General features: G+C 71.0%; 20 protein-coding genes. 5 read left to right on the forward strand and 15 right to left on the reverse strand.

Annotated elements, in window-relative coordinates; all coding sequences use genetic code 11:
- Position 1: 1 nt before the first annotated feature.
- The 4 genes from mreD to HD557_RS18530 all read right to left on the reverse strand — a co-directional run bounded on the left by mreD (position 2) and on the right by HD557_RS18530 (position 4,057).
- Complete coding sequence (gene mreD / locus HD557_RS18515) at positions 2-541, reverse strand: rod shape-determining protein MreD (protein ID WP_008358538.1); 540 nt, start codon at positions 539-541, stop codon at positions 2-4.
- On the reverse strand, positions 538-1,491 hold the full coding sequence (gene mreC, locus HD557_RS18520) for a rod shape-determining protein MreC (RefSeq protein ID WP_231380360.1): 954 nt from the start codon (positions 1,489-1,491) through the stop codon (positions 538-540). Before mreC ends, mreD begins: the two co-directional genes overlap by 4 nt.
- Before the next feature lie 73 nt (positions 1,492-1,564).
- Positions 1,565-2,590 carry a rod shape-determining protein gene (locus tag HD557_RS18525; RefSeq protein WP_008358540.1) on the reverse strand — a complete coding sequence of 342 codons (1,026 nt, stop codon included), beginning with the start codon at positions 2,588-2,590 and terminating at the stop codon, positions 1,565-1,567.
- A gap of 273 nt (positions 2,591-2,863) precedes the next feature.
- Positions 2,864-4,057, reverse strand: a complete 1,194-nt coding sequence (locus HD557_RS18530; RefSeq protein ID WP_196874934.1) for an FAD-dependent monooxygenase — start codon at positions 4,055-4,057, stop codon at positions 2,864-2,866.
- An 80-nt stretch (positions 4,058-4,137) separates the two neighbouring features.
- Between HD557_RS18530 and HD557_RS18535 the strand changes: the two genes are divergently transcribed.
- Complete coding sequence (locus HD557_RS18535) at positions 4,138-4,848, forward strand: TetR/AcrR family transcriptional regulator (RefSeq protein WP_196874941.1); 711 nt, start codon at positions 4,138-4,140, stop codon at positions 4,846-4,848.
- Between the two features lie 126 nt (positions 4,849-4,974).
- On the opposite strand, the gene ndk is transcribed toward HD557_RS18535, so the two are convergent.
- A complete protein-coding gene (gene ndk, locus HD557_RS18540; RefSeq protein WP_008358543.1) occupies positions 4,975-5,379 on the reverse strand; it encodes a nucleoside-diphosphate kinase in 405 nt (134 codons plus the stop codon).
- 112 nt (positions 5,380-5,491) lie between these two features.
- Here ndk and HD557_RS18545 point away from each other — a divergent pair, with 112 nt between their 5' ends.
- The gene (locus HD557_RS18545; protein ID WP_307785659.1) at positions 5,492-7,915 is read left to right on the forward strand and encodes a Tex family protein; all 2,424 of its coding nucleotides are present in this window, start codon (positions 5,492-5,494) and stop codon (positions 7,913-7,915) included.
- Between the two features lie 82 nt (positions 7,916-7,997).
- On the opposite strand, the gene HD557_RS18550 is transcribed toward HD557_RS18545, so the two are convergent.
- Entirely contained in the window at positions 7,998-8,702 is a 705-nt protein-coding gene (locus HD557_RS18550; protein ID WP_196874942.1) for a pyridoxamine 5'-phosphate oxidase family protein, read from the reverse strand.
- Between the two features lie 72 nt (positions 8,703-8,774).
- On the opposite strand from HD557_RS18550, the gene pdxR reads away from it, so the two are divergent.
- Entirely contained in the window at positions 8,775-10,124 is a 1,350-nt protein-coding gene (pdxR, locus tag HD557_RS18555) for a MocR-like pyridoxine biosynthesis transcription factor PdxR (RefSeq protein ID WP_196874944.1), read from the forward strand.
- Positions 10,125-10,130: 6 nt separating this feature from the next.
- On the opposite strand, the gene HD557_RS18560 is transcribed toward pdxR, so the two are convergent.
- From HD557_RS18560 to HD557_RS18570, 3 genes are read right to left on the reverse strand one after another with little or no spacing between them, the layout of a single operon-like run.
- Entirely contained in the window at positions 10,131-10,397 is a 267-nt protein-coding gene (locus HD557_RS18560; protein ID WP_040755268.1) for a competence protein CoiA family protein, read from the reverse strand.
- An 11-nt stretch (positions 10,398-10,408) separates the two neighbouring features.
- Entirely contained in the window at positions 10,409-10,807 is a 399-nt protein-coding gene (locus HD557_RS18565) for a DUF4233 domain-containing protein (RefSeq protein ID WP_231380361.1), read from the reverse strand.
- Positions 10,797-12,239 carry a bifunctional folylpolyglutamate synthase/dihydrofolate synthase gene (locus tag HD557_RS18570; RefSeq protein WP_008358557.1) on the reverse strand — a complete coding sequence of 481 codons (1,443 nt, stop codon included), beginning with the start codon at positions 12,237-12,239 and terminating at the stop codon, positions 10,797-10,799. The genes HD557_RS18565 and HD557_RS18570 overlap by 11 nt, the downstream gene beginning before the upstream one ends.
- A 103-nt stretch (positions 12,240-12,342) precedes the next feature.
- On the opposite strand from HD557_RS18570, the gene HD557_RS18575 reads away from it, so the two are divergent.
- The gene (locus HD557_RS18575; RefSeq protein ID WP_196874945.1) at positions 12,343-14,211 is read left to right on the forward strand and encodes a M48 family metalloprotease; all 1,869 of its coding nucleotides are present in this window, start codon (positions 12,343-12,345) and stop codon (positions 14,209-14,211) included.
- On the opposite strand, the gene HD557_RS18580 is transcribed toward HD557_RS18575, so the two are convergent.
- Complete coding sequence (locus HD557_RS18580) at positions 14,198-15,088, reverse strand: GNAT family N-acetyltransferase (RefSeq protein WP_196874950.1); 891 nt, start codon at positions 15,086-15,088, stop codon at positions 14,198-14,200. The two genes, HD557_RS18575 and HD557_RS18580, sit on opposite strands and share 14 nt — an antisense overlap.
- An 80-nt stretch (positions 15,089-15,168) precedes the next feature.
- On the opposite strand from HD557_RS18580, the gene valS reads away from it, so the two are divergent.
- Positions 15,169-17,799, forward strand: coding sequence for a valine--tRNA ligase (valS, locus tag HD557_RS18585; protein WP_196874952.1), 2,631 nt, complete (start codon positions 15,169-15,171; stop codon positions 17,797-17,799).
- A 147-nt stretch (positions 17,800-17,946) separates the two neighbouring features.
- Here the strand turns inward: valS and HD557_RS18590 are convergent, their stop codons facing one another.
- From HD557_RS18590 to HD557_RS18610, 5 genes are all read right to left on the reverse strand, one after another.
- Positions 17,947-18,855 (reverse strand): hypothetical protein, encoded by a 909-nt coding sequence (locus HD557_RS18590; protein ID WP_196874954.1) that lies wholly within the window; start codon positions 18,853-18,855, stop codon positions 17,947-17,949.
- A 116-nt stretch (positions 18,856-18,971) separates the two neighbouring features.
- A complete protein-coding gene (gene clpX / locus HD557_RS18595) occupies positions 18,972-20,264 on the reverse strand; it encodes an ATP-dependent Clp protease ATP-binding subunit ClpX (RefSeq protein ID WP_008358566.1) in 1,293 nt (430 codons plus the stop codon).
- A 100-nt stretch (positions 20,265-20,364) separates the two neighbouring features.
- Positions 20,365-20,970 (reverse strand): ATP-dependent Clp protease proteolytic subunit, encoded by a 606-nt coding sequence (locus HD557_RS18600; RefSeq protein ID WP_008358568.1) that lies wholly within the window; start codon positions 20,968-20,970, stop codon positions 20,365-20,367.
- Positions 20,971-20,974: 4 nt separating this feature from the next.
- A complete protein-coding gene (locus tag HD557_RS18605; protein ID WP_143055042.1) occupies positions 20,975-21,637 on the reverse strand; it encodes an ATP-dependent Clp protease proteolytic subunit in 663 nt (220 codons plus the stop codon).
- Between the two features lie 89 nt (positions 21,638-21,726).
- The gene (locus tag HD557_RS18610) at positions 21,727-22,713 is read right to left on the reverse strand and encodes a hypothetical protein (RefSeq protein ID WP_196874956.1); all 987 of its coding nucleotides are present in this window, start codon (positions 22,711-22,713) and stop codon (positions 21,727-21,729) included.
- Positions 22,714-22,760 lie beyond the last annotated feature (47 nt).

A 22,760-nucleotide genomic window follows, 5' to 3' on the forward strand; every position in this document is an offset into this window, starting at 1 on the left:
CTCAGACGTCCCCCTTGCCCAGTAGCCACAGCATCGCCGGGATGACCAGCGGCGCCAGCAGCAGGTCGTAGGCCACGCTGATCGCCACCGTCGGCAGCAGCGTCAGCGGCGCCTCACCGAGGATCAGACCGCTGACCGCGAAGATGCTGACGCCGATGAACGCGCAGGTGGCCACCGTGGCCATCACGGTCAGCACGTTGGGGCGGCCGTGGCCGTTCTCGATGCTGCTCTCGCGTACGCGACCGGCGACGTAGCCGACGATGAGCAGCGCGAGCGCCCACCGGCCGGCGGTGTGGTCGGCGGGAGGCGCCAGATCCAGGAGTACGCCGGCCGCGAACCCCGTCACCAGCGCAGCCTGCCCGCCCCGGGTGAGCGCCACCGCGAGCACGACCAGCAGAGCCAGGTCGGGGGTGATGCCGCGGATCGCGAAGGCCGGCGCGACGCTCAGCTGGAGGACGATGGCGATGATGATCAGCAGGCCGACCAGGACGTTGCGCAGCAGCGGGCCGGTGCCCGACGCCCGGGCTTCCATGTCGCTCATCGCAGCTCCCCTTCCGGCGTGACCACGGCGCGGTCGCTCATCGTGTCGCCCGGCACCACCACGCCGACGACGTCGAGCGAGCCGAAGTCGACGTAGGGCTTGATCCGGACCGTCCGCGAGGAGTCGCGGACGCTCGCGAAGGTGTCGGTGACCTCGCCGATCGGCAGCCCGGAGACGTACGGAGCGGCCCGGCCGTCACCCCAGGTGATCACCGTCTCGCCCTTGAGCGGGGCGGCGGTCTGGTCGACGAGCTCGAGGGTCAGCAGACCGGAGTCGGAGCCACCGGCGACCACGCCGGAGCCGCGGACCATGCCGACCTGACCCGACTTCTGGCCGCTGCGGTCGGCACCGCCGACGCGGCCGCCGACGACCGAGGCGGCATCGACGATGAGCAGGACGGTGGCGCTGGTCTTGGTCACGCGCAGCACCCGGCCGACCAGGCCGTCGCCGGTCACGACCGACATGTCGGACCGGATCCCGGCGGCGCTGCCGGCGTCGATGGTGACGGTGCGGTTGAAGGTCTGGGCGGGGCCGTAGGCGGTGACCCGCGCCGGCACCAGGGCGTAGCCGAGATCCTCCGCGGCGCGGGTGATCGACTCGTACTCGGCGAGCTTGGCCCGGCCGTAGTCGGTGACCTCGACCTGGCGGCGGAGCGTGGAGTTCTCCGCCTCCAGCTTCGCGATCCGCTCGCGGAAGTCGTCACGGCTGTCGAACCACTCCGGGATCCCGGTGAAGGGGCGGGCCACCATCGCCGCGCCGGTCTCCAGCGGGGAGAGCACCTCGCCGACCGCGGTGCGGGCCGGCTCCAGGACGGGGGTCTGGTCGAGCGTGGCCAGGGTCGCGCAGCACAGGACCAGCGCGATCAGCCAGGAGCGCTTCGGGCCACCGCCGCCGGCACTCGTCTCGAGGCTGCCGCGGCGGTTGAGCCTCTCCCGCGGCGTACGGACCATGGGTTTGGGGCCTTTGCGCTGTTCCAGCCCTTTGCGCAGACGTTCGCTGGGGCGGGGGCTCAGCAACGACACGTCACCATCTCCTGTTCTCGTTCACCAGGACGGGGCGGAGCACGTCGTAGTCCTCGACGCAGCGGCCGGCGCCCATCGCGACCGAGGTCAGCGGGGACTCGGCGACATGGACGGGCATGCCGGTCTCGTGGCGCAGCCGCTCGTCGAGGCCGCGGAGGAGGGCGCCGCCACCGGTGAGCACGATGCCACGGTCCATGATGTCGCCGGCCAGCTCGGGCGGGGTCTGGTCGAGGGTGGAGCGGACCGCGTCGAAGATGTCGTGCAGCGGCTCCTCGATCGCCTTGCGCACCTCCGCGCTCGAGACCGTCACCGTGCGCGGCAGCCCGCTGACCAGATCCCTCCCGCGGATCTCGGCCTCGGGCTCGTTGGGCAGCGGCCAGACCGAGCCGAGGGTCATCTTGACCTCCTCGGCGGTGCGCTCGCCCAGCAGCAGCGCGTGCTCCTTCTTCAGCCACGTCATGATCGCGTTGTCGAGCTGGTGGCCGGCGGTCCGGATCGACTGGCTCGTCACGATTCCGCCGAGGCTGATCACCGCGACCTCGGTGGTGCCGCCGCCGATGTCGACGACCATGTTGCCGGTCGGCATGTGCACCGGGAGCCCGGCGCCGATCGCCGCCGCCATCGGCTCCTCGATGATGTTCACCATCCGGGCGCCGGACTGGTAGCCGGCCTCCTTCACCGCGCGGATCTCGACCGCGGTGATCCCCGACGGGACGCAGATGACCATCCGCGGCTTGGCGAAGTAGCGGCGGCGGTGGACCTGCTGGATGAAGTAGCGAAGCATCTGCTCGGTCGCCTCGAAGTCGGCGATCACGCCGTCCTTCAGCGGTCGCAGCGCGACGATGTCGTCGGGCGTACGTCCCAGCATCTTCTTGGCCTCATGGCCGACGGCGACCATCTCGCCGGTGTTCTTGTTGAGCGCGACCACACTCGGCTCATCGACTAGGACGCCCTTTCCGCGGACGTAGACGAGTGTGTTTGCGGTGCCGAGGTCCACCGCCATGTCACGTCCAATGATGCTCGCCATACGTCCTCGCGTTCCCGGGGCGCCGCGTCGGGGATCCGTGGTGCTGGATACGGGCCCTGCCGACGAGGCTACGAAGGTCCGAGCCTCAATCCCGAGAGGCTCGCCGAAGCCGCAACGATACGGGGTGCACCCAGGCCGCCGAAGCAGGGGATGCCTGTGTTCACGCGGTGTTGCGGAACGGCTCACGGAGGCCGCGAAAAGTCGTCTCGGCGGTCGTGGACGCTCGAGCCGGCCGGCCTGCGAGGTCGCCCTGAGAGGCGACCTCGTCATCAGTCAGGCGGTCACCCGCCGTCCGCGATCGAGTCCGTAGTCCGGCAGCCCGGCGTCGGTCGCGAACGCCTCGGTGAGGCGCATCATGGCGCGGAAGAGCGGGCCGCTGGCGAAGACGAGGTCACGCATCCGGATCCGGAACGCCGTGGGCGGAGCCAGGAACGGGCCCGCATTGGCGCGGCGGGCGACCTTGGACAGAGCGCCCATCCTGCGGTCGTACGCAGCGAAGGCCGCGCCGTGGTCGCCGCGAGCTGCCTCCAGCTCGCCGGCGAGGACGTAGGCGCCGACGACCGCCAGCCCGGTGCCGAAGCCGCCGAGCGTGTTGGCGTAGCCGGCGTCGCCCAGCAGCGCGACCCGGCCACGCGTGAACGCCGTCATCCGGGTCCGGGCGAGCTCGTCGAGGTAGAACTCCGGAGCGCTCATCGCCGCCGTCACCATCTCCGGCACGCGCCACCGCATGCCGGCCAGGTTCTCCGCCAGGAACGCCTTCTGGGACTCCGTGTCACGACGGTCGTACCTCGCCTCCTCGGCACGGAAGACGAAGAAGAGCGGCGCCTTGGACCCGCCCAGGACGGCGTAGCGGCCGGGCTCGTTGTAGCCGTACTGGATCGCGCGCCCGTCCGCCAGTTCGGTCACCTCGCCGTTCGAGGGCAGCTCGGCGTCGGCCACGGCGTAGTAGTGGCCGAGCCGCTCCAGGTGGGTCTCCTCGGGGCCGAACGCCAGCGTCCTGACCGCCGAGTGGATGCCGTCGGCGCCGACGACGAGGTCGAAACGCTCGGTCGGGCGCCGGGCGAAGGAGGCCGTCACCCCCTCGGTGGTCTCGGTGAGGCCGACGATCTCGTCGCCGAAGACGAAGTCGGCGTGCGGCGCGGCGTGCTGGTGCAGGATCCGGGCCAGGTCGCCGCGGCGGATCTCCAGGTCGCCGCCGAGGAACTCCCCCGGCATCACGGCCTTGACCCGGTGGTCTGCGTCGATCAGGCGGATGTCGGACTTCGCGGTCTGAGCGGCGGCGAGGTCGTCCCAGACGCCCATCCGCTCGAGCACCGTGCGGTGGGTCGGGCCCTTGAAGTCGACCGCTTGGCCGCCCGGCCGGATCCCCGGCGCCTTCTCGACGACGGTGACGTCGGCGCCGTTGCGGCCGAGCCACATGGCCAGCGCCGGGCCGGCGATGCTCGCGCCGGAGATGAGTACCTTCATTGCTTCCCCTTAATTAGCGTCTCTCGGACGCAATTAAATTAGCGTACGTTGGACGCAGTGACAACCCGGAAAGGACTGCGATGAGTGACGGCGTCGCCGATGCCCTCTGGCCCGCCCCTGCCCCCGCCCGCAGACGCGGCCCGCGACCCAAGCTCGCGGTCGAGGACGTCGTGGCCGCGGGGATCGCGGTCGCCGACGCCGAAGGGGTCGCCGCGGTGACCATGCAGCGGGTCGCCGACGAGCTCGGCGCCGCGAAGATGGCGCTCTACCGCCACGTGCGGGGAAAGACCGAGCTCATCGCGCTCATGCTCGACAGCGCCCTGGGCGAGGCACCGGAGACCGATGGCGAGAACTGGCGCGAGCACATCGGCGTCTGGGCGCGCACGCTTCACGAGCGGATGTCGCGCCATCCCTGGACGACCGAGCTCCTCGTGACGCGCACCGTGCCCGGGCCGCAGGAGATGGGGTGGTTCGAGGCCGGCCTCGCCGCGTTGGCGAGGACGCCGCTCACCGGCGCCGAGCGCCTCGACACGCTCGCCCTGCTGAGCAACCAGGTGACCGCCAGCGTGCGTCAGGCCACGGCGTCGGCGAATCCGGAGGCGTCGCTCGCGGCTGCGATCGCGCCGATCCTGGAGACGTACGCCTCGAGGTTTCCGCACACCGTGGCGGCCTTCTCCGAGACCGAGGAGTCAGGAGACCAGGACAACGCGCTCGGCTACGGGATCGAGCGGATCCTCGACGGGGTCGCCTCGCTGATGTCGTGGCGGCACTGGCCGTCGGATCGGAAATGAGAGATCGCGCCGGGAGAAACCACCGGCGCGATCTTCGGGGTCAGGCGCTCCGCGCTTCGCGCGGTCACTCCCTTGCTCGGCGCGACCGGACGAGCAAGCTCGCCGGTCGACCTCACTCCGGTCGTCTCAGGCGCCGAACCAGAGCTTGATCTCGCGGTCGGCCGACTCGGGCGAGTCGGAGCCGTGGACGAGGTTCTCGCGGTTGGAGAGGGAGAAGTCGCCACGGATGGTGCCCGGCGCGGCCTTGCGGCCGTCGGTGGCACCGTTGAGCGCACGGACGACCTCGATCGCCTCGTCGCCCTCGAGGACGGCGGCCACGAGCGGGCCGGAGGTGACGAAGTCGCGCAGGGGCGGGTACCACGGCTGCTCGACGTGCTCGGCGTAGTGCTCGTCGGCCATCCCCGCGTCGATGGTGCGGTGCTCCAGTTTCACGATCGAGAGGCCCTTGGCCTCGTAGCGGGACAGGATCTCCCCCACCAGGCCCCGGCGGACGGCGTCGGGCTTCAGGATCACGAACGTGCGCTGCGTCATGGGGCTGAGCGTATCGGGGAGAGCAGACCCGGGCACCTTCGGGCCCGTCGAGGAAGCGCCTTCTCGGCCTGGTCTGAAACCATGTCGGTGGCATGCGGCAGGATGGCGCCCCGTGACAGCAACTCCACCAGCACCGACCCTCGCAGACTCGATGGCCAGCATCCCGGCCCGCATCGCCGAAGATCTCGGAGTGCGCCCCGCGCAGGTGACCGCCGCGGTCGCCCTGCTCGACGAAGGCTCGACGGTGCCGTTCATCGCGCGCTACCGCAAGGAGGTCACCGGCGGCCTCGACGACGTCCAGCTGCGTACGTTGGAGGAGCGCCTCGGTTACCTGCGCGACCTGGAGGAACGGCGTGCCGCCGTGCTCGCCGAGATCGCGAAGCAGGACAAGCTCACCCCCGAGCTACAGGCCTCGATCCTCGCCGCCGACACCAAGGCGCGGCTCGAGGACATCTACCTGCCGTTCAAGCCGAAGCGGCGTACGAAGGCGATGATCGCCCGCGAGAACGGGCTCGAGCCGCTGGCCGACGGACTGCTGGCGGACCCGTCGCTGGACCCGGCCGTCGAGGCGGAGAAGTATCTCGGGGAGCAGGTCGCCGACGCCAAGGCCGCGCTCGACGGCGCCCGCGCGATCCTGGTCGAGCGGTTCGGTGAGGACGCCGACCTGATCGGCACGCTCCGCGAGCGGATGTGGAAGCAGGGCCGTCTGGTGACCCGCGTCCGCGAGGGCCGTGAGAACGACCCCGCCGCGGCGAAGTTCTCCGACTACTTCGACTTCTCGGAGTCCTACGCGTCGTTGCCGTCGCACCGCACCCTCGCCGTGCTGCGCGCGGAGAAGGAGGAGGTGCTCGACGTCACCCTGTCGCCCTACGCCGAGGAGCCCGAGCCCGGCGAGGTGACCGACTACGAGCGCTCGATCGCGGCGCGCTTCGGGATCGTCGAGTCCGGCCGCCCGGCCGACAAGTGGCTGGCCGAGACGGTGCGGTGGGCGTGGCGTACGCGGATCCTCTTCCGCCTCGAGCTCGACATGCGCACCCGGATCCGCACCGCGGCCGAGGAGGCCGCGATCGCGGTCTTCGCCGACAACCTGCGCGACCTGCTGCTGGCCGCGCCGGCCGGCACGCGGGCGACGATGGGTCTCGACCCGGGCATCCGGACGGGTGTGAAGGTGGCCGTCGTCGATGCGACCGGCAAGGTCGTCGACACCTCGACCGTCTACCCGCACGAGCCGCGGCGCGACTGGGACGGTTCGCTGGCGACGCTGGCGAAGCTGGCCAAGAAGCACTCGGTCGACCTGATCGCGATCGGCAACGGCACCGCCTCGCGCGAGACCGACAAGCTCGCCGCCGACCTGCTGAAGCTGCTCCCGGACCTGAAGATGACCAAGGTGATGGTCTCCGAGGCCGGTGCCTCGGTCTACTCCGCCTCGGCCTACGCCTCCTCCGAGCTGCCGGATCTCGACGTGTCCCTGCGCGGAGCGGTCTCGATCGCCCGCCGCCTGCAGGACCCGCTGGCCGAGCTGGTGAAGATCGAGCCGAAGTCGATCGGCGTCGGCCAGTACCAGCACGACCTGCCCGAATACGGTCTCTCCAAGTCGCTCGACGCCGTCGTCGAGGACTGCGTGAACGGCGTCGGGGTCGACCTCAACACGGCGTCGGCTCCCCTGCTGCGCCGGGTCTCGGGGATCACCGAGTCGCTCGCCTCGGCGATCGTCGCCCACCGCGACGCCAACGGCCCGTTCCGCACCCGACGTGAGCTCACCAAGGTGGCGCGGCTCGGCCCGAAGGCGTTCGAGCAGGCGGCCGGCTTCCTCCGGATCCGTGGCGGCGACGACCCGCTCGACCTGTCCGGCGTGCACCCGGAGTCCTACCCGGTCGTCAACCGGATCCTGGAGTCGACCTCGACCGACATCGGGTCGCTGATCGGCAACACCTCGGTGCTGAAGTCGTTGAAGCCGGCGTCGTTCGTCGACGAGACCTTCGGTCTGCCGACGGTCACCGACATCCTCGCCGAGCTCGAGAAGCCCGGCCGCGACCCGCGCCCCGAGTTCCGGACGGCCACGTTCTCCGACTCGGTGCACGTGATCGCCGACCTGCGTCCCGGCATGGTGCTGGAGGGCACCGTCACCAACGTCGCCGCCTTCGGCGCCTTCATCGACATCGGCGTCCACCAGGACGGCCTGGTCCACATCTCCGCGATGTCGGACAAGTTCGTCGAGGACCCGCGCGACGTCGTCCGCTCCGGCGACGTGGTCCGCGTGAAGGTCCTGGAGGTCGACGAGGCCCGCAAGCGGATCTCACTCACCCTCCGGCTCAACGACGAGGCGCCGTCCGGTGCGCCCGCGAAGGGCGAGTCCGGCGACCGCTCGGGTCGCCCCGGCGGAGGCCAGCGCGGCCAGGGCAAGGGCGGACCCAAGGGCGGCAAGGGCGGCGGGCGGCCCGGTGGAAACCGTGGCGGCCAGGGCGGCGGCCGCGGCTCGTCGGCTCCGGCCAACAGCGCCATGGCCGACGCGCTGCGGCGCGCCGGGCTCAGCTGAGCCGAGCGTCTGTTCACCGAGTCACCTCGGCGAAGCGATGCCTCCTTCGTGGACTCCACGAAGGAGGCGTGCGCTGACCGAGCTAGATCGGTGAGCGTTCCGCCGCCCCGAGCGCTGCGGCGCGACGTACCACATCCTCCGGCACCGGCCCGGTCGCATCCTCGGAGGTGACCGGGGCGCCGGCGACCCGGTGGATCGGGATCACGCCGGCCCAGATCCCGGCCTCGACGTCCTCGGGATCGTCGATCGGCCCCTCGGCGCGCGCCTTCATCGACGCCTCCGCGAGCGGGAGGGCGAGCACGGCGGTCGCGGCGAGCTCCTTGCGGGTCGCCGGACGTAGCGTGTCCCAGCGTCCGGGGATCATCTGGTCGACGACAAGCGCGAGGGCGCGCTCGCGCTCGTCCGGCTCCTCGACCAGGCGGGCGCGGCCGATGACCAGGGCCGAGCGGTAGTTCATCGAGTGGTGGAACCCGCTGCGCGCCGCGACCAGGCCGTCGAGCTCGGTGATCGTCACGCACACGTCGCGCTCCAGCGCCCGCCCGAGCCAGCCGGCGGCGACCGACCCGTGCAGGTAGAGCGAGCCGCCCTCGTCGGGGCCGTCCAGGTCGAAGCCGTACGCCGTGGGCAGGACGACCGGGTGGACGTCCTCCCCCGCTCCGATGGTGACGCCCAGGTGGGCGACGAGGGCGTCACCGAGGAAGGCGTGGAGCCGCTCGCGGTCGGTGACGGCGCGGTTCTTCCCGCGGCTGACCCGGGTACGTGGGGTGGGTGACAACGTCGTGCTCATGGCACCATCGTGCTGGCGAAGTGGCCTGCATGCACGGGCCAATTCCGATCGACTCCGACAGGCCATTTTCGAATGCTCCCCGTGACCCTCGACCGCACCTCCGGCGAACCGCTGCCCGCCCAGCTCGCCGGGCAGGTCCGCTCCCTGGTGCTGTCCGGCACGCTCGCGACCGGTGACCGGCTGCCCTCGAGCCGCGCCCTCGCGGCTGATCTGGGCGTCTCGCGCGCGGTGACCGAGCAGGCCTACGACCAGCTCGCCGCCGAGGGCTGGCTCGAGGCGCGTCGCGGGTCCGGGACGTACGTCACCACGACCCGCCCCTCAGGCGTGACCTCTCGGCCGACAGAGCCGACGCCTCGGCCGACGCGGGTGACGTCTCGGCCGGCGCAGCCGACGTCTCGGCTGGACACCGGCACCCCGTTCTTCGACCCACGGCTGGAGCCGGGGTGGCGGCGGGCGTGGCGGGAGGTCTCGGTGGCCGCTCCCCCGCGCGGCTACGACGATCCACGCGGGCTGGCGGAGCTGCGCGAGGCACTGGCGGCACGGCTCGGCCGCACCCGCGGTCTGGACCTCCATCCGGACGAGATCATCGTGACCGCGGGCACCACCGACGGCCTCCGCGCGCTCCTTCCCGAGCTGCGGCCGGGGCCGGTCGCGGTGGAGGATCCGGGATACCGCGCGGCGGCCGAGACGGTACTCACCTACGGGCGCGAGGTCATCGACCTGCCCGCCGTGGAGACGGTGCGCGACCTGGGGGCGGCGGTCGCGGCGTACGTCACTCCGGCGCACCAGCACCCCCTGGGCCGGGTCATGCCGGCCGCCGACCGGCTGAGCCTGCTGGAGGCCGCCCGGCGGGCGGACGCGGTGGTGATCGAGGACGACTACGACTCCGAGTTCCGCTACGACGTAGCACCGGTGCCGGCGATGGCGACGCTGGACCGCGGCCGGGTCGTCTATCTCGGCACCGCCGCGAAGTCGGTGGTGCCGACCTTGCGGCTGGGCTGGCTGGTCGCGCCGCCCGACCTGCACGAGCTGATCCTGCGCCGCCGCACCATCACCCACGCGGGAGCGGCCTGGCCCTCGCAGCGCGCACTGCTCACGCTGCTGCGCGACGGCTGGCTCGACAAGGCCGTACGCTCCGCCCGACGGGTCTACGCAGAGCGCGCCCCGAGGGTGGCCGAGGCGATGACGCCGTATGCGACCCTCGCCGGCCCCCTGGCGGGCATGTACTCGACCTGGCTGCTCCCGGAGCCGGATGCCCGGTGCGCCCGCGACGCCGCCAGAGCGGCCGGGTTCGAGGTCAACCTGCTCTCGACGTACGCCCGCAGCACCGGCCTGACCGGCCTGGTGATCGGCTTCGGCGGGGTCACCGACGCGGAGCTCGACCAGGCGCTCACCGCGCTCACCGGCGCACTCGCGTGCTAGCGACCGCTAGCGACCCGGCTCGTCGTCCTCGATCAGGTCGAAGAGGTTCTCGAGGCTGTCCGGGTCGTCCTCGCCGCCACCGACGGCCCACCCGGAGCTGGTACGACGCAGCTGAGCGCCCACGAGCCGGCACGACTCCCCGGCCTTGTGCGCGTAGTGCGCCGTACGCGTCCGCGGCCGGCGCAGCACCAGCGCGTTGCCGCACGCCGGACACAGCGCCCAGTCGGTCGCCGCCTCGTCCGTCGCCATCTGCAGCTCGTCAGGCTCCTCCACGGAAGCCAACGCTAGACCTCTTCCTCGGCGTCTTCCTCGGCGACGAGCCGGTCGAACGCCTCGAAGGCGGCGGCCCGCTCACGCTCGATCTTGCGGCCGAGGATGTCGGCCATGCCCCACAGCACCGCGAAGATCACGCCGACCACGAACATGATGGAGATCAGGAAGCCCATCCCGATCGCGACCACCTGCAGCGCCCAGCCGAGCCAGTAGGCCCACGGGCGGCGCAGCAGTCCGGCGACCAGGATGCAGGCCACGAAGAAGCCGAGACCCAGCGGAAGCGCGAGGCCGGCGGAGACCCCGCCGATCGAGATCATCACCGGCGCGGCCAGCGCGACGGCGAGTCCCTCCATCGACACGATCGCGGCGCACATCCCACGCCGCGGCGACTTCTCCCGCTCAGTCGCCATCGGCGTCCTCCTCCAGATAGGCGGCGAGCTCGGGGTCGGCGGTCGGCACGACCCGCGCGGTCGCTGCCGACCCGGCGGCAGAGCCACGGCCGCCCAGCAGCGTACGTGCCTCTCCGGCGGTCACCACCGAGCCGGTCACGAGCACCGCGCCCTCGGAGATGGAGCCGCCCTCGGCGGACTCGGACAGGGCGAGCGCCGCGTCGATCGCGTCGGCGAGGCGGGGCACCACGGAGACCCGCTCCTCGCCGTAGAGGTCGACGGCGATCTTGGCGAGCTCGACGGCGGGCAGGGCACGCTCGGTGGAGTTCTGGGTGACGACGAGATGCTCGAGCGCGGGCTCGAAGGCGGCGAGCAGGCCCTCGACGTCCTTGTCCCCCATCACGCCGATGACACCGACGACGGCGGAGAACGAGAACGAGTCCTCCAGGGCGGCGACCGTCGCCTCGGCACCGGCCGGATTGTGGGCGGCGTCGATCAGGATCGTCGGGGAGGCGCGCACGATCTCCAGCCGCGCCGGCGAGTCGACCTTCGCGAACGCGTCGCGGACGACCTCGTCGGAGAGCACGGTCTCACCGAGGAACGCCTCCACCGCCGCCAGGGCTGCGGCCGCGTTCTGCGCCTGGTGGGCGCCGTAGAGGGGCAGGAAGAGATCCTCGTAGGTCCCGTGCAACCCACGCAGCGTGACGATCTGCCCGCCCACGGCCGGGGTGCGGGAGACGACCGCGTAGTCGGTGCCCTCCCACAGCAGCCGGGCGCCGACCTCGGCCGCGTGCTGGTCGAGCACCGCGGCGACCTCGACGGACTGCTCCGCGATCACGGCGACGGCACCCGGCTTGATGATCCCGGCCTTCTCGCGCGCGATGGCGACGGGAGTGTCACCGAGGTACTTCGCGTGGTCGACCGCGATCGGGGTCACCACCGCCACGTCGGCGTCGGCCACGTTGGTCGCGTCCCAGCCGCCGCCGAGCCCGACCTCGACCACGGCCACGTCGACCGGGGCCTCGGCGAACTTGGCGTAGGCCATCCCGACCATGGTCTCGAAGAACGACAGCGGGTGCGGCTGGTCGTCGTCGACCATGCCGAGGTAGTGGGCGACGTCGTTGAACGCGGCCACGAACTCGTCGTCCGACAGCGGCTCGCCGTCGATCGAGATCCGCTCGTTGATCCGCTCCACGTGCGGCGAGGTGAACCGTCCGACCCGCAGGTCCAGCGACCGCAGCAGCGTGTCGATCATCCGCGAGGTGGAGGTCTTGCCGTTGGTGCCGGTCAGCTGGACGATCCGGAACGCGTCCTGTGGGTCGCCGAGGATCTCGAGCAGGGCACGGATGCGGTCCAGGGAGGGTTCGAGCCGGGTCTCGGGCCAGCGCGACTGCAGCGCTTCCCAGACCTCCTCGATCGTGGCCGCCAGACGCGGCGCGGGAGTCTCACTCATCAGCTCGAGTCTATGCGCCCGGCGCTTCCCAGCGAATCGGCGGACCCGCTACCCTCCCCTTGATCTCTGACTGAACCCCATCCCCCCACAAGGTCCACCATTCATGCGTACGCTCCGGGCTGCTCTCGCGGTCTCGCTCCTGGCCGGTGCCTACGTCCTGGCTGCCTTCGTCCTGGTCGGCCAGCAGGTGGCCCCGCGGCAGCCGCGCTCCAAGACCTCGACCGATCCCGGCGGGCTCCTCCTCACCGAGCAGGAGCAGCCGGGGCTGTGGGCGGAGGCCCGCCAGCTGGCCGCCGCCGCCGGGACCCGCGCACCCGACGAGATCCGCCTGGTGCCGGACGTCAACGCGGCGGTCAGCGAGGAGACCAGCCTCCTCGGGCTCAGGACCGGGACCCGGCGGATGTTCCTCGGCGTACCTCTCCTCCAGGGGCTCTCCCGCAACCAGCTCCACGCGGTGCTCGCCCACGAGCTGGGCCACCACAGCACCACCCACACCCGGCTCGGCGCCCTCATCCACCGCAGCCGCCTGGCGATCGCCGAGGTCGCCGCCGGCCTGTCGAACCCGCTGGTGAAGCGGCCCTTCCGGACGTACGCCCGGATCTTCTTCGCCCTCACCCGCCCGCTCGCGCACGCCCACGAGATCGACGCCGACCGGCTCAGCGCGCAGGTCGCCGGACCGCGGACCGCGGCCGTCACGCTGCGCACCCTGCCGGCGCTGGATGCCGCCTGGCACATCTACCTGGAGCAGTACGTCGAGGCCGGCACCCACTACGGCCTGCGCCCGACGCGCTTCTTCGACAACTTCACCAACCTGATGAGCGACCCCGAGCGCCTCCAGGAGCTGTCCCGGATCAGTGCGGCACCACCCGAGGCCAAGCTGTCGGCCTACGACTCGCACCCGCCGCTGACGGAGCGGATCGAGCGGCTGGAGGCGATGGCCGCCGCGAACGAAGGCGATCCCACCACCGCTGACGGCACGGACAAGTCGGGCAACGCCACCAGCATCCTGCGCTACCCGCAGCAGTCCTTCCTCGCGCTCGAGGACAAGACCTTCGCCGGCTCGGGCCTGACCCCGGCCCCGATGGCCGAGATCGTCATCGTCGCCGGCGCCCGCGCCGCGGCGTACGACGCCGAGACCCTCCTCAACGCCATGCAGGAGAACCAGATCGAGCCGGCCACGGTCCGCGGCGCCCTCGACCTGATCGCCGCCGGCGACCTCGACCGCCTGCTGGACCTGGTCGAGGTCGAGCCGACGGATGCCGAGCAGCCCGGCGGCCCGGCCGACCAGGCCGGCGAGGCGAAGCGGAGGGTCATCGCTCGCCTTCTCGGCGCCGCGATCGCCCACGAGCTCGTCGACGAGGACAAGGCCCGCTACGAGCTCAGCTGGGCGGGCCCGTGGCGCCTGGTCGACATCGCCGGCCACGAGGTCGACCCCGAGGAGCTCGCCTACGAGGCCCTCGGCTCCCCCGGCTACGCGGCCGCGCTGCGCGCCTGGGTGCACCAGCTCGACGCGACGGTCGAGACCGAGGCCCAGGCGCAGCCCGACGACTCCCCCGCCCAGGCGCCGGCGCCCGACGGCTGGATCGGTGCCTTGGCACCGGTCTCCGGCGACGGCTTCCGTACGCTGCTGGTGACCGACTCCGGCCTGATGCTGGTCAAGCCCTCGAGCTCCGACCGCCTCGCCACCGGCCTGGCCTCGGTGACCTCCGGCTCACCGGGCAGGAAGCTGATCCAGCGGGCGCTGGACCGACCGCCCGCCGAGCTCGCCGCGACCGCCAACGCCTCGTTCGTGCCCTGGGACCAGATCCGTGCCCTCCACCTCAAGCACGGCAGCAGCGGCCGCCGCTCGGCCGACATCACCATCGCCGGCGGCACCGGCTGGTCGCTGCGCTGGACCGACGCCGCGGAGGCGGAGGGCCACATCTGGCCCGCCGTCGACCACTACCTCGGCCGCCGTTTCACCGTCGACTGACCGTGTGGTTGGCCGAGTCGACGAGCGGGCGGAAGCCGATCTTGGCGTAGACGTGGTTGGAGACCGGGTTGTCCTTGTCCGTGTAGAGCGCGACCCGCGCGCCGGCGGCCAGCAGCTGCCGGCTCACCTCGGCCACCGCGGCGCTGGCGTAGCCGTGGCCCTGGTGCGCCTTCGGGGTGTAGACCGGGCCGATCCTGGCGACCCCGAACGCGGGGGCGTTGAAGCCGGTGAGGTGCACGACCTCGCCGTCGAGCTCCCACAGCAGGATCCGGCCCTCGTCGATCCGCTTGCGGATGTCGTCGGCGTCGTGGTGCTCCTCGGCCTGTGCCCGGTCGGCGTTGCCGGCCTGCTCACGCGCGGCCCGCCCGAAGTCGTTGAACCACTCCAGGCACACCTCCACGTCGGCGTACGTCGCCTTCCGCGGCCTCCCCAGGACACCGGACGGCACCGCCAGCTCGGCGAGCTCCCACAGCCTCGCCTCCAGCGCGCCCTCGACCGTGCCGCCCCACAGCCTGGCCGACTCCTCGGCGACGATGCGGGACGCCGGCAGCGAGCCGTTGGCACCGCCCGGGTGCTCACCGCGCGCGTGCAACGCCCGGGCCAGCTCGACCGCGGCCTCGTCCGGCATCGGGCAGATGAAGAGCGGGTAGGGAGCGAACGGTGCCGTACGCATCGCGACCCCGACGACCCGGCCGTCCAGGCTCGCGGTGGCCCACCACTCGTACGGATGCCCCTCCGGTCCTCGGCGCGCGGCGCGCTCGGCCACGGTCGCGACCACGCTCACGACCACCGGGTCGGCGGCCAGGTAGCCGCCCGCGGCGTCCAGGAAGGCAGCAGGATCGTCGTAGAAGTCGATACGTGGCACGGCCGGGCTCATGACCGAAGCATGGCGAGTGCGCGACACCGGCCTCAACCGGGTTTCGCGCCACGAACCGTGCGCCCATAGGATTTGGTCCCATGACTGAGACCACGCCCACGCAGACCGCACCGGAGACGAATACGCCCGCTGAGCAGCGCGTAGTCGCCGTACCGGACAAGCCGGTTCTCGAGGGCCTGGAGGCCAAGTGGGCCGAGCGGTGGAAGAACGAGAAGACCTACGCCTTCGACCGCACCCAGCCGCGGGAGAACGTCTACTCGATCGACACCCCGCCGCCGACCGTCTCCGGCAGCCTGCACGTCGGCCACGTCTTCTCCTACACCCACCCCGACCTGATCGCCCGCTTCCAGCGGATGAACGGCAAGTCGGTCTTCTACCCGATCGGCTGGGACGACAACGGCCTCCCCACCGAGCGCCGCGTCCAGAACTACTTCGGCGTCCGCTGCGACCCGAGCCTGCCGTACGACCCCGACTTCACCCCGCCTACGAGGCCGGACCCGAAGCGGCAGATCTCCATCAGCCGGCCCAACTTCGTCGAGCTGTGCAACCAGCTGGTCGTCGAGGACGAGAAGGTCTTCGAGGACCTGTGGCGCACGCTGGGTCTCTCCTTCGACTGGGACCAGCAGTACACGACCATCGGCAAGGTCTCCCAGACCGCCTCGCAGAAGGCGTTCCTGCGCAACCTGGCCCGCGGCGAGGCCTACCTGCAGGAGGCGCCGACCCTGTGGGACGTCACCTTCCAGACCGCGGTCGCCCAGGCCGAGCTGGAGGCCAAGGACTACCCCGGCTTCTTCCACCGCGTCGCCTTCCACAAGGCCGACGGCACCCCCGTCCACATCGAGACTACCCGTCCCGAGCTGATCCCGAGCGTGGTCGCGCTGATCGCGCACCCCGACGACGACCGCTACAAGGACCTGTTCGGGAGCACCGTCACCAGCCCGATCTTCGGCGTCGAGATCCCCGTCCTGGCCCACGAGGCCGCGGAGATGGACAAGGGCGCCGGCATCGCGATGTGCTGCACCTGGGGTGACCTCACCGACGTCCAGTGGTGGCGCGAGCTCAACCTCCCCGCCCGTGCGCTGATCGGCCGCGACGGCCGCTTCGCCCGCGAGACTCCCGAGTGGATCACCTCCGAGGCCGGGGTCGCGGCGTACGAGGACCTGAAGGGCAAGACCGTCCACTCGGCCCGCGAGGCCGTCGTCGCGATGATCCGCGAGTCCGGTGACCTCGACGGTGAGCCGAAGAAGACCCAGCGGATGGCCAACTTCTACGAGCGCGGCGACAAGCCCCTCGAGATCGTCGCCAGCCGCCAGTGGTACATCACCAACGGCGGCCGCAACCCCGAGCTGCGCGAGCAGCTGCTGGCCCGCGGTGGCGAGCTCTCCTGGCTGCCCGAGCACATGCGCCACCGCTACGACAACTGGGTCGGCGGCCTCAACGGCGACTGGCTGATCTCGCGCCAGCGCTTCTTCGGCATCCCGTTCCCGGTCTGGTACGCGCTCGACGACGAGGGCAACCCCGACTACGACAAGCCGCTGCTGCCGAGCGAGGACCAGCTGCCGATCGACGCGTCCACGGACGTCCCGGCCGGCTACGAGGAGGCGCAGCGCGGCAAGCCGGGCGGCTTCCAGGGCGACCCGGACGTGATGGACACCTGGGCGACCTCGTCGCTGACCCCGCAGATCGCCGGCGGCTGGGAGGCCGACCCCGACCTGTTCAGCCGGGTCTACCCGATGGACCTGTGCACCCAGAGCCACGAGATCATCCGCACCTGGCTTTTCGGCCGCATCGTCCGCGCCCACCTCGAGGACGGCACCGTCCCGTGGAGCCACGCGATGATCGCCGGCTGGATCCTCGACCCCGACCGCAAGAAGATGTCGAAGTCGAAGGGCAACGTCGTCGTCCCGACCGAGATCCTCGACAAGTTCGGCGCCGACGCGGTCCGCTGGCGCGCCGCGCTGACCCGCCCGGGCATGGACTCGCCCTTCGACGAGACCCAGATGAAGGTCGGGCGCCGACTGGCGATGAAGATCCTGAACGCCTCCAAGTTCGTCCTCGGCAACGTCGGCGCGGCCACGCTCAACCCGGTCGCGATCACCCAGCCGGTCGACTGCGCGCTGATGGCGCGCCTCAAGGAGACGATCACCAAGGCGACCGACGCGTTCACGGCCTACGACTACTCCACGGCCCTGGAGACCTCGGAGAAGTTCTTCTGGGAGTTCTGCGACGACTACCTCGAGCTGGTCAAGGAGCGGGCCTACGACGAGGACGGCGGCCTCGCCACCGAGTCGGCCCGCGCGACCCTGGCCACGGCTCTCCATGTCCAGCTGCGCCTGCTCGCCCCGTTCCTCCCGTACGTCACCGAGGAGGTCTGGTCGTGGTGGCAGACCGGTTCGATCCACACGTCCTCGTGGCCGCGTGAGCTCGAGCTCGGCACCGCTGCCGCCGCCGACCCGGCGGCGCTCGACGCGGTCGCGGCGACCCTGACCGGGATCCGCGGCGCCAAGTCGACCGCCAAGGTCAAGATGCGCCACCCGCTGGCCAAGGCCGAGGTCACCGGCCCCGCCAAGCTGGTCAAGGACGCGGAGGCCGCCGCCGCGGACCTCAAGCGCGTCGGCAACATCGTCGGCGACCTGTTCTTCACCGTCGACGAGAACGCCACCGAGATCACCGTCACCGCCGAGCTGGCCGAGGTCCCCGAGGAGGCCTGAGCCTCAGCGCGGCGCCCGAACGACGGAGCAGGCCCCGGACCGCGATGCGGTCCGGGGCCTGCTTCGTCCCTCACTCCAGCCCAGCGTCCGGGGGGACTCGCTCGGCCGGTCACTCCGGCGTGGTGCGGGTCGCCATCGGAGTGATCCCTACTGCACCGACTTCTCGGCGCAAGCCTTGTCGTCGTTGCTACCTTCCTTCGGCTCGTGCTCCGGCTCCGGTGCCTCCGTCGTCGCTGCGTCGGACGGCTCGGTGGAGTCGGTGCTGGCCTCGGGGTCGGCTGCGGGCGACGACCCTACCGGGCTCTTCGGCTCAGCGCACGCCTCACCGCACTCCGGCGTGGCCTCCGGCTCCGGACCCTCGCTCGCTCCCGGGAGCGTCTTCACGTCCTCGGCGATCGCGGCGGTGAGCTCACAGGCGTCCTCGGCGATCTGCTCGACCTCCGACTTGCGTGTCTCCGGCTCCTTGGCGGGATCCTTCGTCTCCTCGGTCGCCTCGTCGCGCTCCTGGTCCTTCTTGGGCTCCTCCAGCGGAAGGTCCTCGACCGGGACGCCGGCGTCGGCCGCGATCAGCTGGCGCAGGAACATCGGCACCGCCTCGTCGACGGGCCTGGCGTCCTCCTCGGCCACGAACGGCCACAGCAGCGGAGCCATGATGCCCGGGATCGGGCCCACGGAGGGCACCAGCGTGGGGGGCGTCGCATCGCCCTCGTCCTCGCCGGGGTCGGCGGGTGCTGTCGGCTCCTCGGAAGACGGTGCGTCGGGCTGCTCTGCGGGCGCGGACGGCTTGTCGTCCGGCTTCTGGTCACCCTGCTGGTCCGGCTCGGCGGCGTCCTGATCACCGCGGTCCGCCTCCGCCGCCGTGCTCGGGATCGTCGAGACCCCGGAGACGTCGGGGTCCGGGGCGGGCGGGATCACGGTGAAGTCGGCCTGGCCCGAGAGCGTACGCGGCACCCGGTGCAGCGCCGAGATGTCCGGGCTGAGGGTCTGGACGACCACGAGCAGGCCGATGAGCACCACGGCGGCGTAGGCCATCACCGGGCCCCTCTGGAACCTCACGTGCCCACTTCCCTACCGAGTGACGGAGCTGGAAAGGTACAGACGATCATCAGTGCGTATTGTGTCCGACCGTCCGGGCCGATACCGACCCGGACGGGGAAAATGACCCAAACGGACTAGGCCGACTTCTTCTTGGTCTCCTTCTCGCGCGGCACGAGGGTCGGCATCTCGCCGTCCTCGACCACCTCGCGGGTGACGATCACCTTGCCGACGTCGCCGCGAGAGGGCACGTCGTACATCACGTAGAGGAGGACCTCCTCGATGATCGCCCGCAGGCCTCGGGCACCGGTGCCGCGCTCGAGGGCCTTGTCGGCGATCGCGGTGACCGCGTCGTCGGTGAACTCGAGGTCGACGCCGTCGAGGTCGAAGAGCTTCTGGTACTGCTTCACCAGCGCGTTGCGCGGCTCGGTCAGGATCTTCACCAGGGCCGCCTGGTCGAGCTTCTCGACGCTCGCGATCAGCGGCAGCCGGCCGATGAACTCGGGGATCAGGCCGAACTTGGTGAGGTCCTCGGGGCGGACGAGCTTCAGGAGGTCCTCGGACTCCTTCTCGGCCTTGCCGCGCACCTCGGCGGTGAAGCCGAGGGTCTTCTTGCCGACCCGCTGCTCGATGATGTGCTCCAGACCGGCGAAGGCGCCACCCACCACGAAGAGGATGTTGGTGGTGTCGATCTGGATGAACTCCTGGTGCGGGTGCTTGCGGCCACCCTGCGGCGGCACCGAGGCGGTGGTGCCCTCGATGATCTTCAGCAGCGCCTGCTGCACGCCCTCACCGGAGACGTCGCGCGTGATCGAGGGGTTCTCCGCCTTGCGGGCCACCTTGTCGATCTCGTCGATGTAGATGATGCCGGTCTCGGCCTTCTTGACGTCGTAGTCGGCGGCCTGGATCAGCTTGAGGAGGATGTTCTCGACGTCCTCACCGACGTAGCCCGCCTCGGTCAGCGCGGTGGCGTCCGCGATCGCGAACGGCACGTTGAGCATCCGCGCCAGCGTCTGCGCCAGGTAGGTCTTGCCGCACCCGGTCGGGCCGATCACCAAGATGTTGGACTTGGCGACCTCGACCTGCTCCTCCTTGGCGTGCTTGCCGGGGCCCTGCGGGCCACCGGGCTGCAGGCCGGCCTGGACGCGCTTGTAGTGGTTGTAGACCGCCACCGCGAGCGACTTCTTGGCCTGCTCCTGGCCGATGACGTAGGAGTTGAGGAAGTCGAAGATCTCCTTCGGCTTGGGGAGGTCGGCGATCTCCACCTCGGAGCCCTCGTTGAGCTCCTCCTCGATGATCTCGTTGCAGAGGTCGATGCACTCGTCGCAGATGTAGACGCCGGGACCCGCGATGAGCTTCTTGACCTGCTTCTGGCTCTTCCCGCAGAAGGAGCACTTCAGCAGGTCACCTCCGTCGCCGATGCGTGCCACGAGTGGCCTTCCTTCCCCGACTTGTGCTGCTAGGTCCGAATAGTTACTGACGGTACCCCGCGCCGCGCCTTCGATGTGGGAGCGGCGCGGGGCCCGAGGGTCAAACGAGCGCCGGCGTCTTGAGCGACTCGAGCACCGAGTCGATCAGGCCGTACTCCACCGCCTGCGCGGCGGTGAGGATCTTGTCGCGCTCGATGTCGTGGCTGACCTCGTCCATCGACTTGCCGCTGTGGTCGGCGATCATCTTCTCGAGCAGCTCACGCATCCGCAGGATCTCGTTGGCCTGGATCTCGATGTCGGAGGTCTGGCCGAAGGTGCCCTCGGTGTAGGGCTGGTGGATCAGGATGCGGCTGTTGGGCAGCGCCATCCGCTTCCCCTTGGCGCCCGCGCCGAGCAGGATCGCGGCGGCCGAGGCGGCCTGACCGATGCAGACGGTCTGCACGTCCGGCTTGATGAACTGCATCGTGTCGTAGATCGCGGTGCAGGCCGTGAACGAGCCACCCGGGCTGTTGATGTAGATCGAGATGTCCTGGTCCGGGTTCATCGACTGCAGGCAGAGCAGCTGGGCGATGACCGCGTTGGCGACGTCGTCGCTGATCGGGGTGCCCAGGTAGATGATCCGGTCCTCGAAGAGCTTGGCGTAGGGGTCGATCCGGCGGACGCCGTACGACGTACGCTCCTCCCACTGCGGGATGTAGTAGTTCATGTCCTCAGTCCTTCTTGTGGGCGGGGCGGCCCTCGTCGGAGGCTTCCTTCGCGCTCTTGATGACCTGGTCGACCAGGCCGTAGTCGAGCGCCTCGGCCGCGGTGAACCAGCGGTCACGGTCGGCGTCGACGGTGACCTGCTCGACGCTCTGGCCGGTGTGCTCGCTGATCAGCTCCAGCAGCACCTTCTTGATGTGCAGGGACTGCTGGGCCTGGATCTTGATGTCGGAGGCCGAACCGCCCATGCCCGAGGAGGGCTGGTGCATCATGATCCGCGCGTGGGGCAGCGCGTAGCGCTTGCCCTTCGCACCGGCGCAGAGCAGGAACTGGCCCATCGAGGCGGCCAGACCCATGCCGACGGTGGCCACGTCGTTGGGGATGTAGTTCATCGTGTCGTAGATGGCCATACCGGCATCCACGGAGCCACCGGGCGAGTTGATGTGAAGGAAGATGTCGGCCTCGGGGTCCTCCGCGGAGAGCAGCAGGAGCTGCGCGCAGATCGCGTTGGCGTTCTGGTCGCGGACCTCTGAGCCGAGGAAGACGATGCGCTCCCGCAGCAGTCGGTTGTAGATGTTGTCGTCGAGAAGGCTCAGACCGCCGCCGTTGCCGCCCAGGCTCGGGGAGAGCCCTGGGGCACCGGCGTGAGCGTCAGCCGCGCTGGAGTCGATGTTCACAGGATCGACACTAGCCGCCACAGCCAGTTGTTCCACGGCTGGTGTGCCAATGTTCGCCGACGGCGTATTCGCTCGACCTGGGCTCAGGCCAGCCAGCGCAGCAGGGCGTCGTGGACCGCCGGGTGGTTCGACAATGGCGTCTCCGCGGTCGAGAGCGTGAAGCGCTCCGCGGTCGGGAACAGGTCGCGCACCCGTCGCGACCGCAGCGGCGTCTTGTGCCGCCACCACAGCATCTCCCCGAAGAGACGCCCCACCCGGTTGGGCCGCGAGGTGGCGTTGTCGGTGACCAGCAGATAGTCGACGTCCGGTCGCGGCGGCAGCATCGCCTCGTCGGCGCCGACGACGGCGATCCCCGCGAGGTGCTCGTCGATCTGCTTGCCGACGCCACCCGAGATCGGGGCGGAGGTGACCGCGTAGGGGGTCGTGCCGAGGGCGATCAGCTCGGAGACGTACGTCGTCCACGGCCGGGCCCCGGAGGTGGCCACCCCGAGCGCGTTGCGGGCGATCAGCCCGCCGCCCGCGTAGCCGACCAGGACGATGCGCGGTGTGCCGGGGAGGGCGTCGACGCAACCCTGGATCCGGCTGCTGAGCGCCACCGCGGCGGGCACCGACGTGCTGCCGGCCGTGACGTGCATGTGCAGCGGCATCCAGCCGAGCAGCTCGGCGAGCCGCTCGGCGTACGTCGCGCCGGTGGACCGGGAGCCCTCGACCCAGACGCTCTCGTCCTTGCCCGCCGGCGGGACCAGGACGAGGACACGAGGATTCGTCCCGGTCTGCCGCTGAGCGGCCGCCCACTCCTGCGGGCTGACCATCCGGCCCTCGTGACGGACGGAGACGGCGGGCCCGGAGTCGGTGTTGACGACACCACGGACGATCGGCGCCGCCAGCGCGAAGGGCGCGGCGAAGGGGCGCCGGGCGAAGGCGGTGATGCGCCAGGCGAGCTTGGCCAGGCCGACGAGGCCGGCCACCTTGCCCTGGCCACGGTCGAGCTGCTCCGCGGCTTCGGGGTCCACCGGAACGTCCTCGACGTTGAGGACCACGGCTCGGACGGTCTCGGGACTGGAGGTCACCCTGGAAGCGTAGGGCTTCCACACCGGCGATGCGTCCAGCTGTGCCA

Origin of the sequence: Nocardioides luteus (assembly GCF_015752315.1) — a bacterium.
Taxonomy (GTDB): Bacteria; Actinomycetota; Actinomycetes; order Propionibacteriales; family Nocardioidaceae; genus Nocardioides.

What these genes read in the sequence shown, in the direction of transcription:
- mreD (WP_008358538.1), bottom strand. Translation starts at nt 541, where the DNA reads ATGAGCGACATGGAAGCCCGGGCGTCGGGCACCGGCCCGCTGCTGCGC.
- mreC (WP_231380360.1), bottom strand. Translation starts at nt 1,491, where the DNA reads ATGGTCCGTACGCCGCGGGAGAGGCTCAACCGCCGCGGCAGCCTCGAG.
- HD557_RS18525 (WP_008358540.1), bottom strand. Translation starts at nt 2,590, where the DNA reads ATGGCGAGCATCATTGGACGTGACATGGCGGTGGACCTCGGCACCGCA.
- HD557_RS18530 (WP_196874934.1), bottom strand. Translation starts at nt 4,057, where the DNA reads ATGAAGGTACTCATCTCCGGCGCGAGCATCGCCGGCCCGGCGCTGGCC.
- HD557_RS18535 (WP_196874941.1), top strand. Translation starts at nt 4,138, where the DNA reads ATGAGTGACGGCGTCGCCGATGCCCTCTGGCCCGCCCCTGCCCCCGCC.
- ndk (WP_008358543.1), bottom strand. Translation starts at nt 5,379, where the DNA reads ATGACGCAGCGCACGTTCGTGATCCTGAAGCCCGACGCCGTCCGCCGG.
- HD557_RS18550 (WP_196874942.1), bottom strand. Translation starts at nt 8,702, where the DNA reads ATGAGCACGACGTTGTCACCCACCCCACGTACCCGGGTCAGCCGCGGG.
- pdxR (WP_196874944.1), top strand. Translation starts at nt 8,775, where the DNA reads ATGCTCCCCGTGACCCTCGACCGCACCTCCGGCGAACCGCTGCCCGCC.
- HD557_RS18565 (WP_231380361.1), bottom strand. Translation starts at nt 10,807, where the DNA reads ATGGCGACTGAGCGGGAGAAGTCGCCGCGGCGTGGGATGTGCGCCGCG.
- HD557_RS18570 (WP_008358557.1), bottom strand. Translation starts at nt 12,239, where the DNA reads ATGAGTGAGACTCCCGCGCCGCGTCTGGCGGCCACGATCGAGGAGGTC.
- HD557_RS18575 (WP_196874945.1), top strand. Translation starts at nt 12,343, where the DNA reads ATGCGTACGCTCCGGGCTGCTCTCGCGGTCTCGCTCCTGGCCGGTGCC.
- HD557_RS18580 (WP_196874950.1), bottom strand. Translation starts at nt 15,088, where the DNA reads ATGAGCCCGGCCGTGCCACGTATCGACTTCTACGACGATCCTGCTGCC.
- valS (WP_196874952.1), top strand. Translation starts at nt 15,169, where the DNA reads ATGACTGAGACCACGCCCACGCAGACCGCACCGGAGACGAATACGCCC.
- HD557_RS18600 (WP_008358568.1), bottom strand. Translation starts at nt 20,970, where the DNA reads ATGAACTACTACATCCCGCAGTGGGAGGAGCGTACGTCGTACGGCGTC.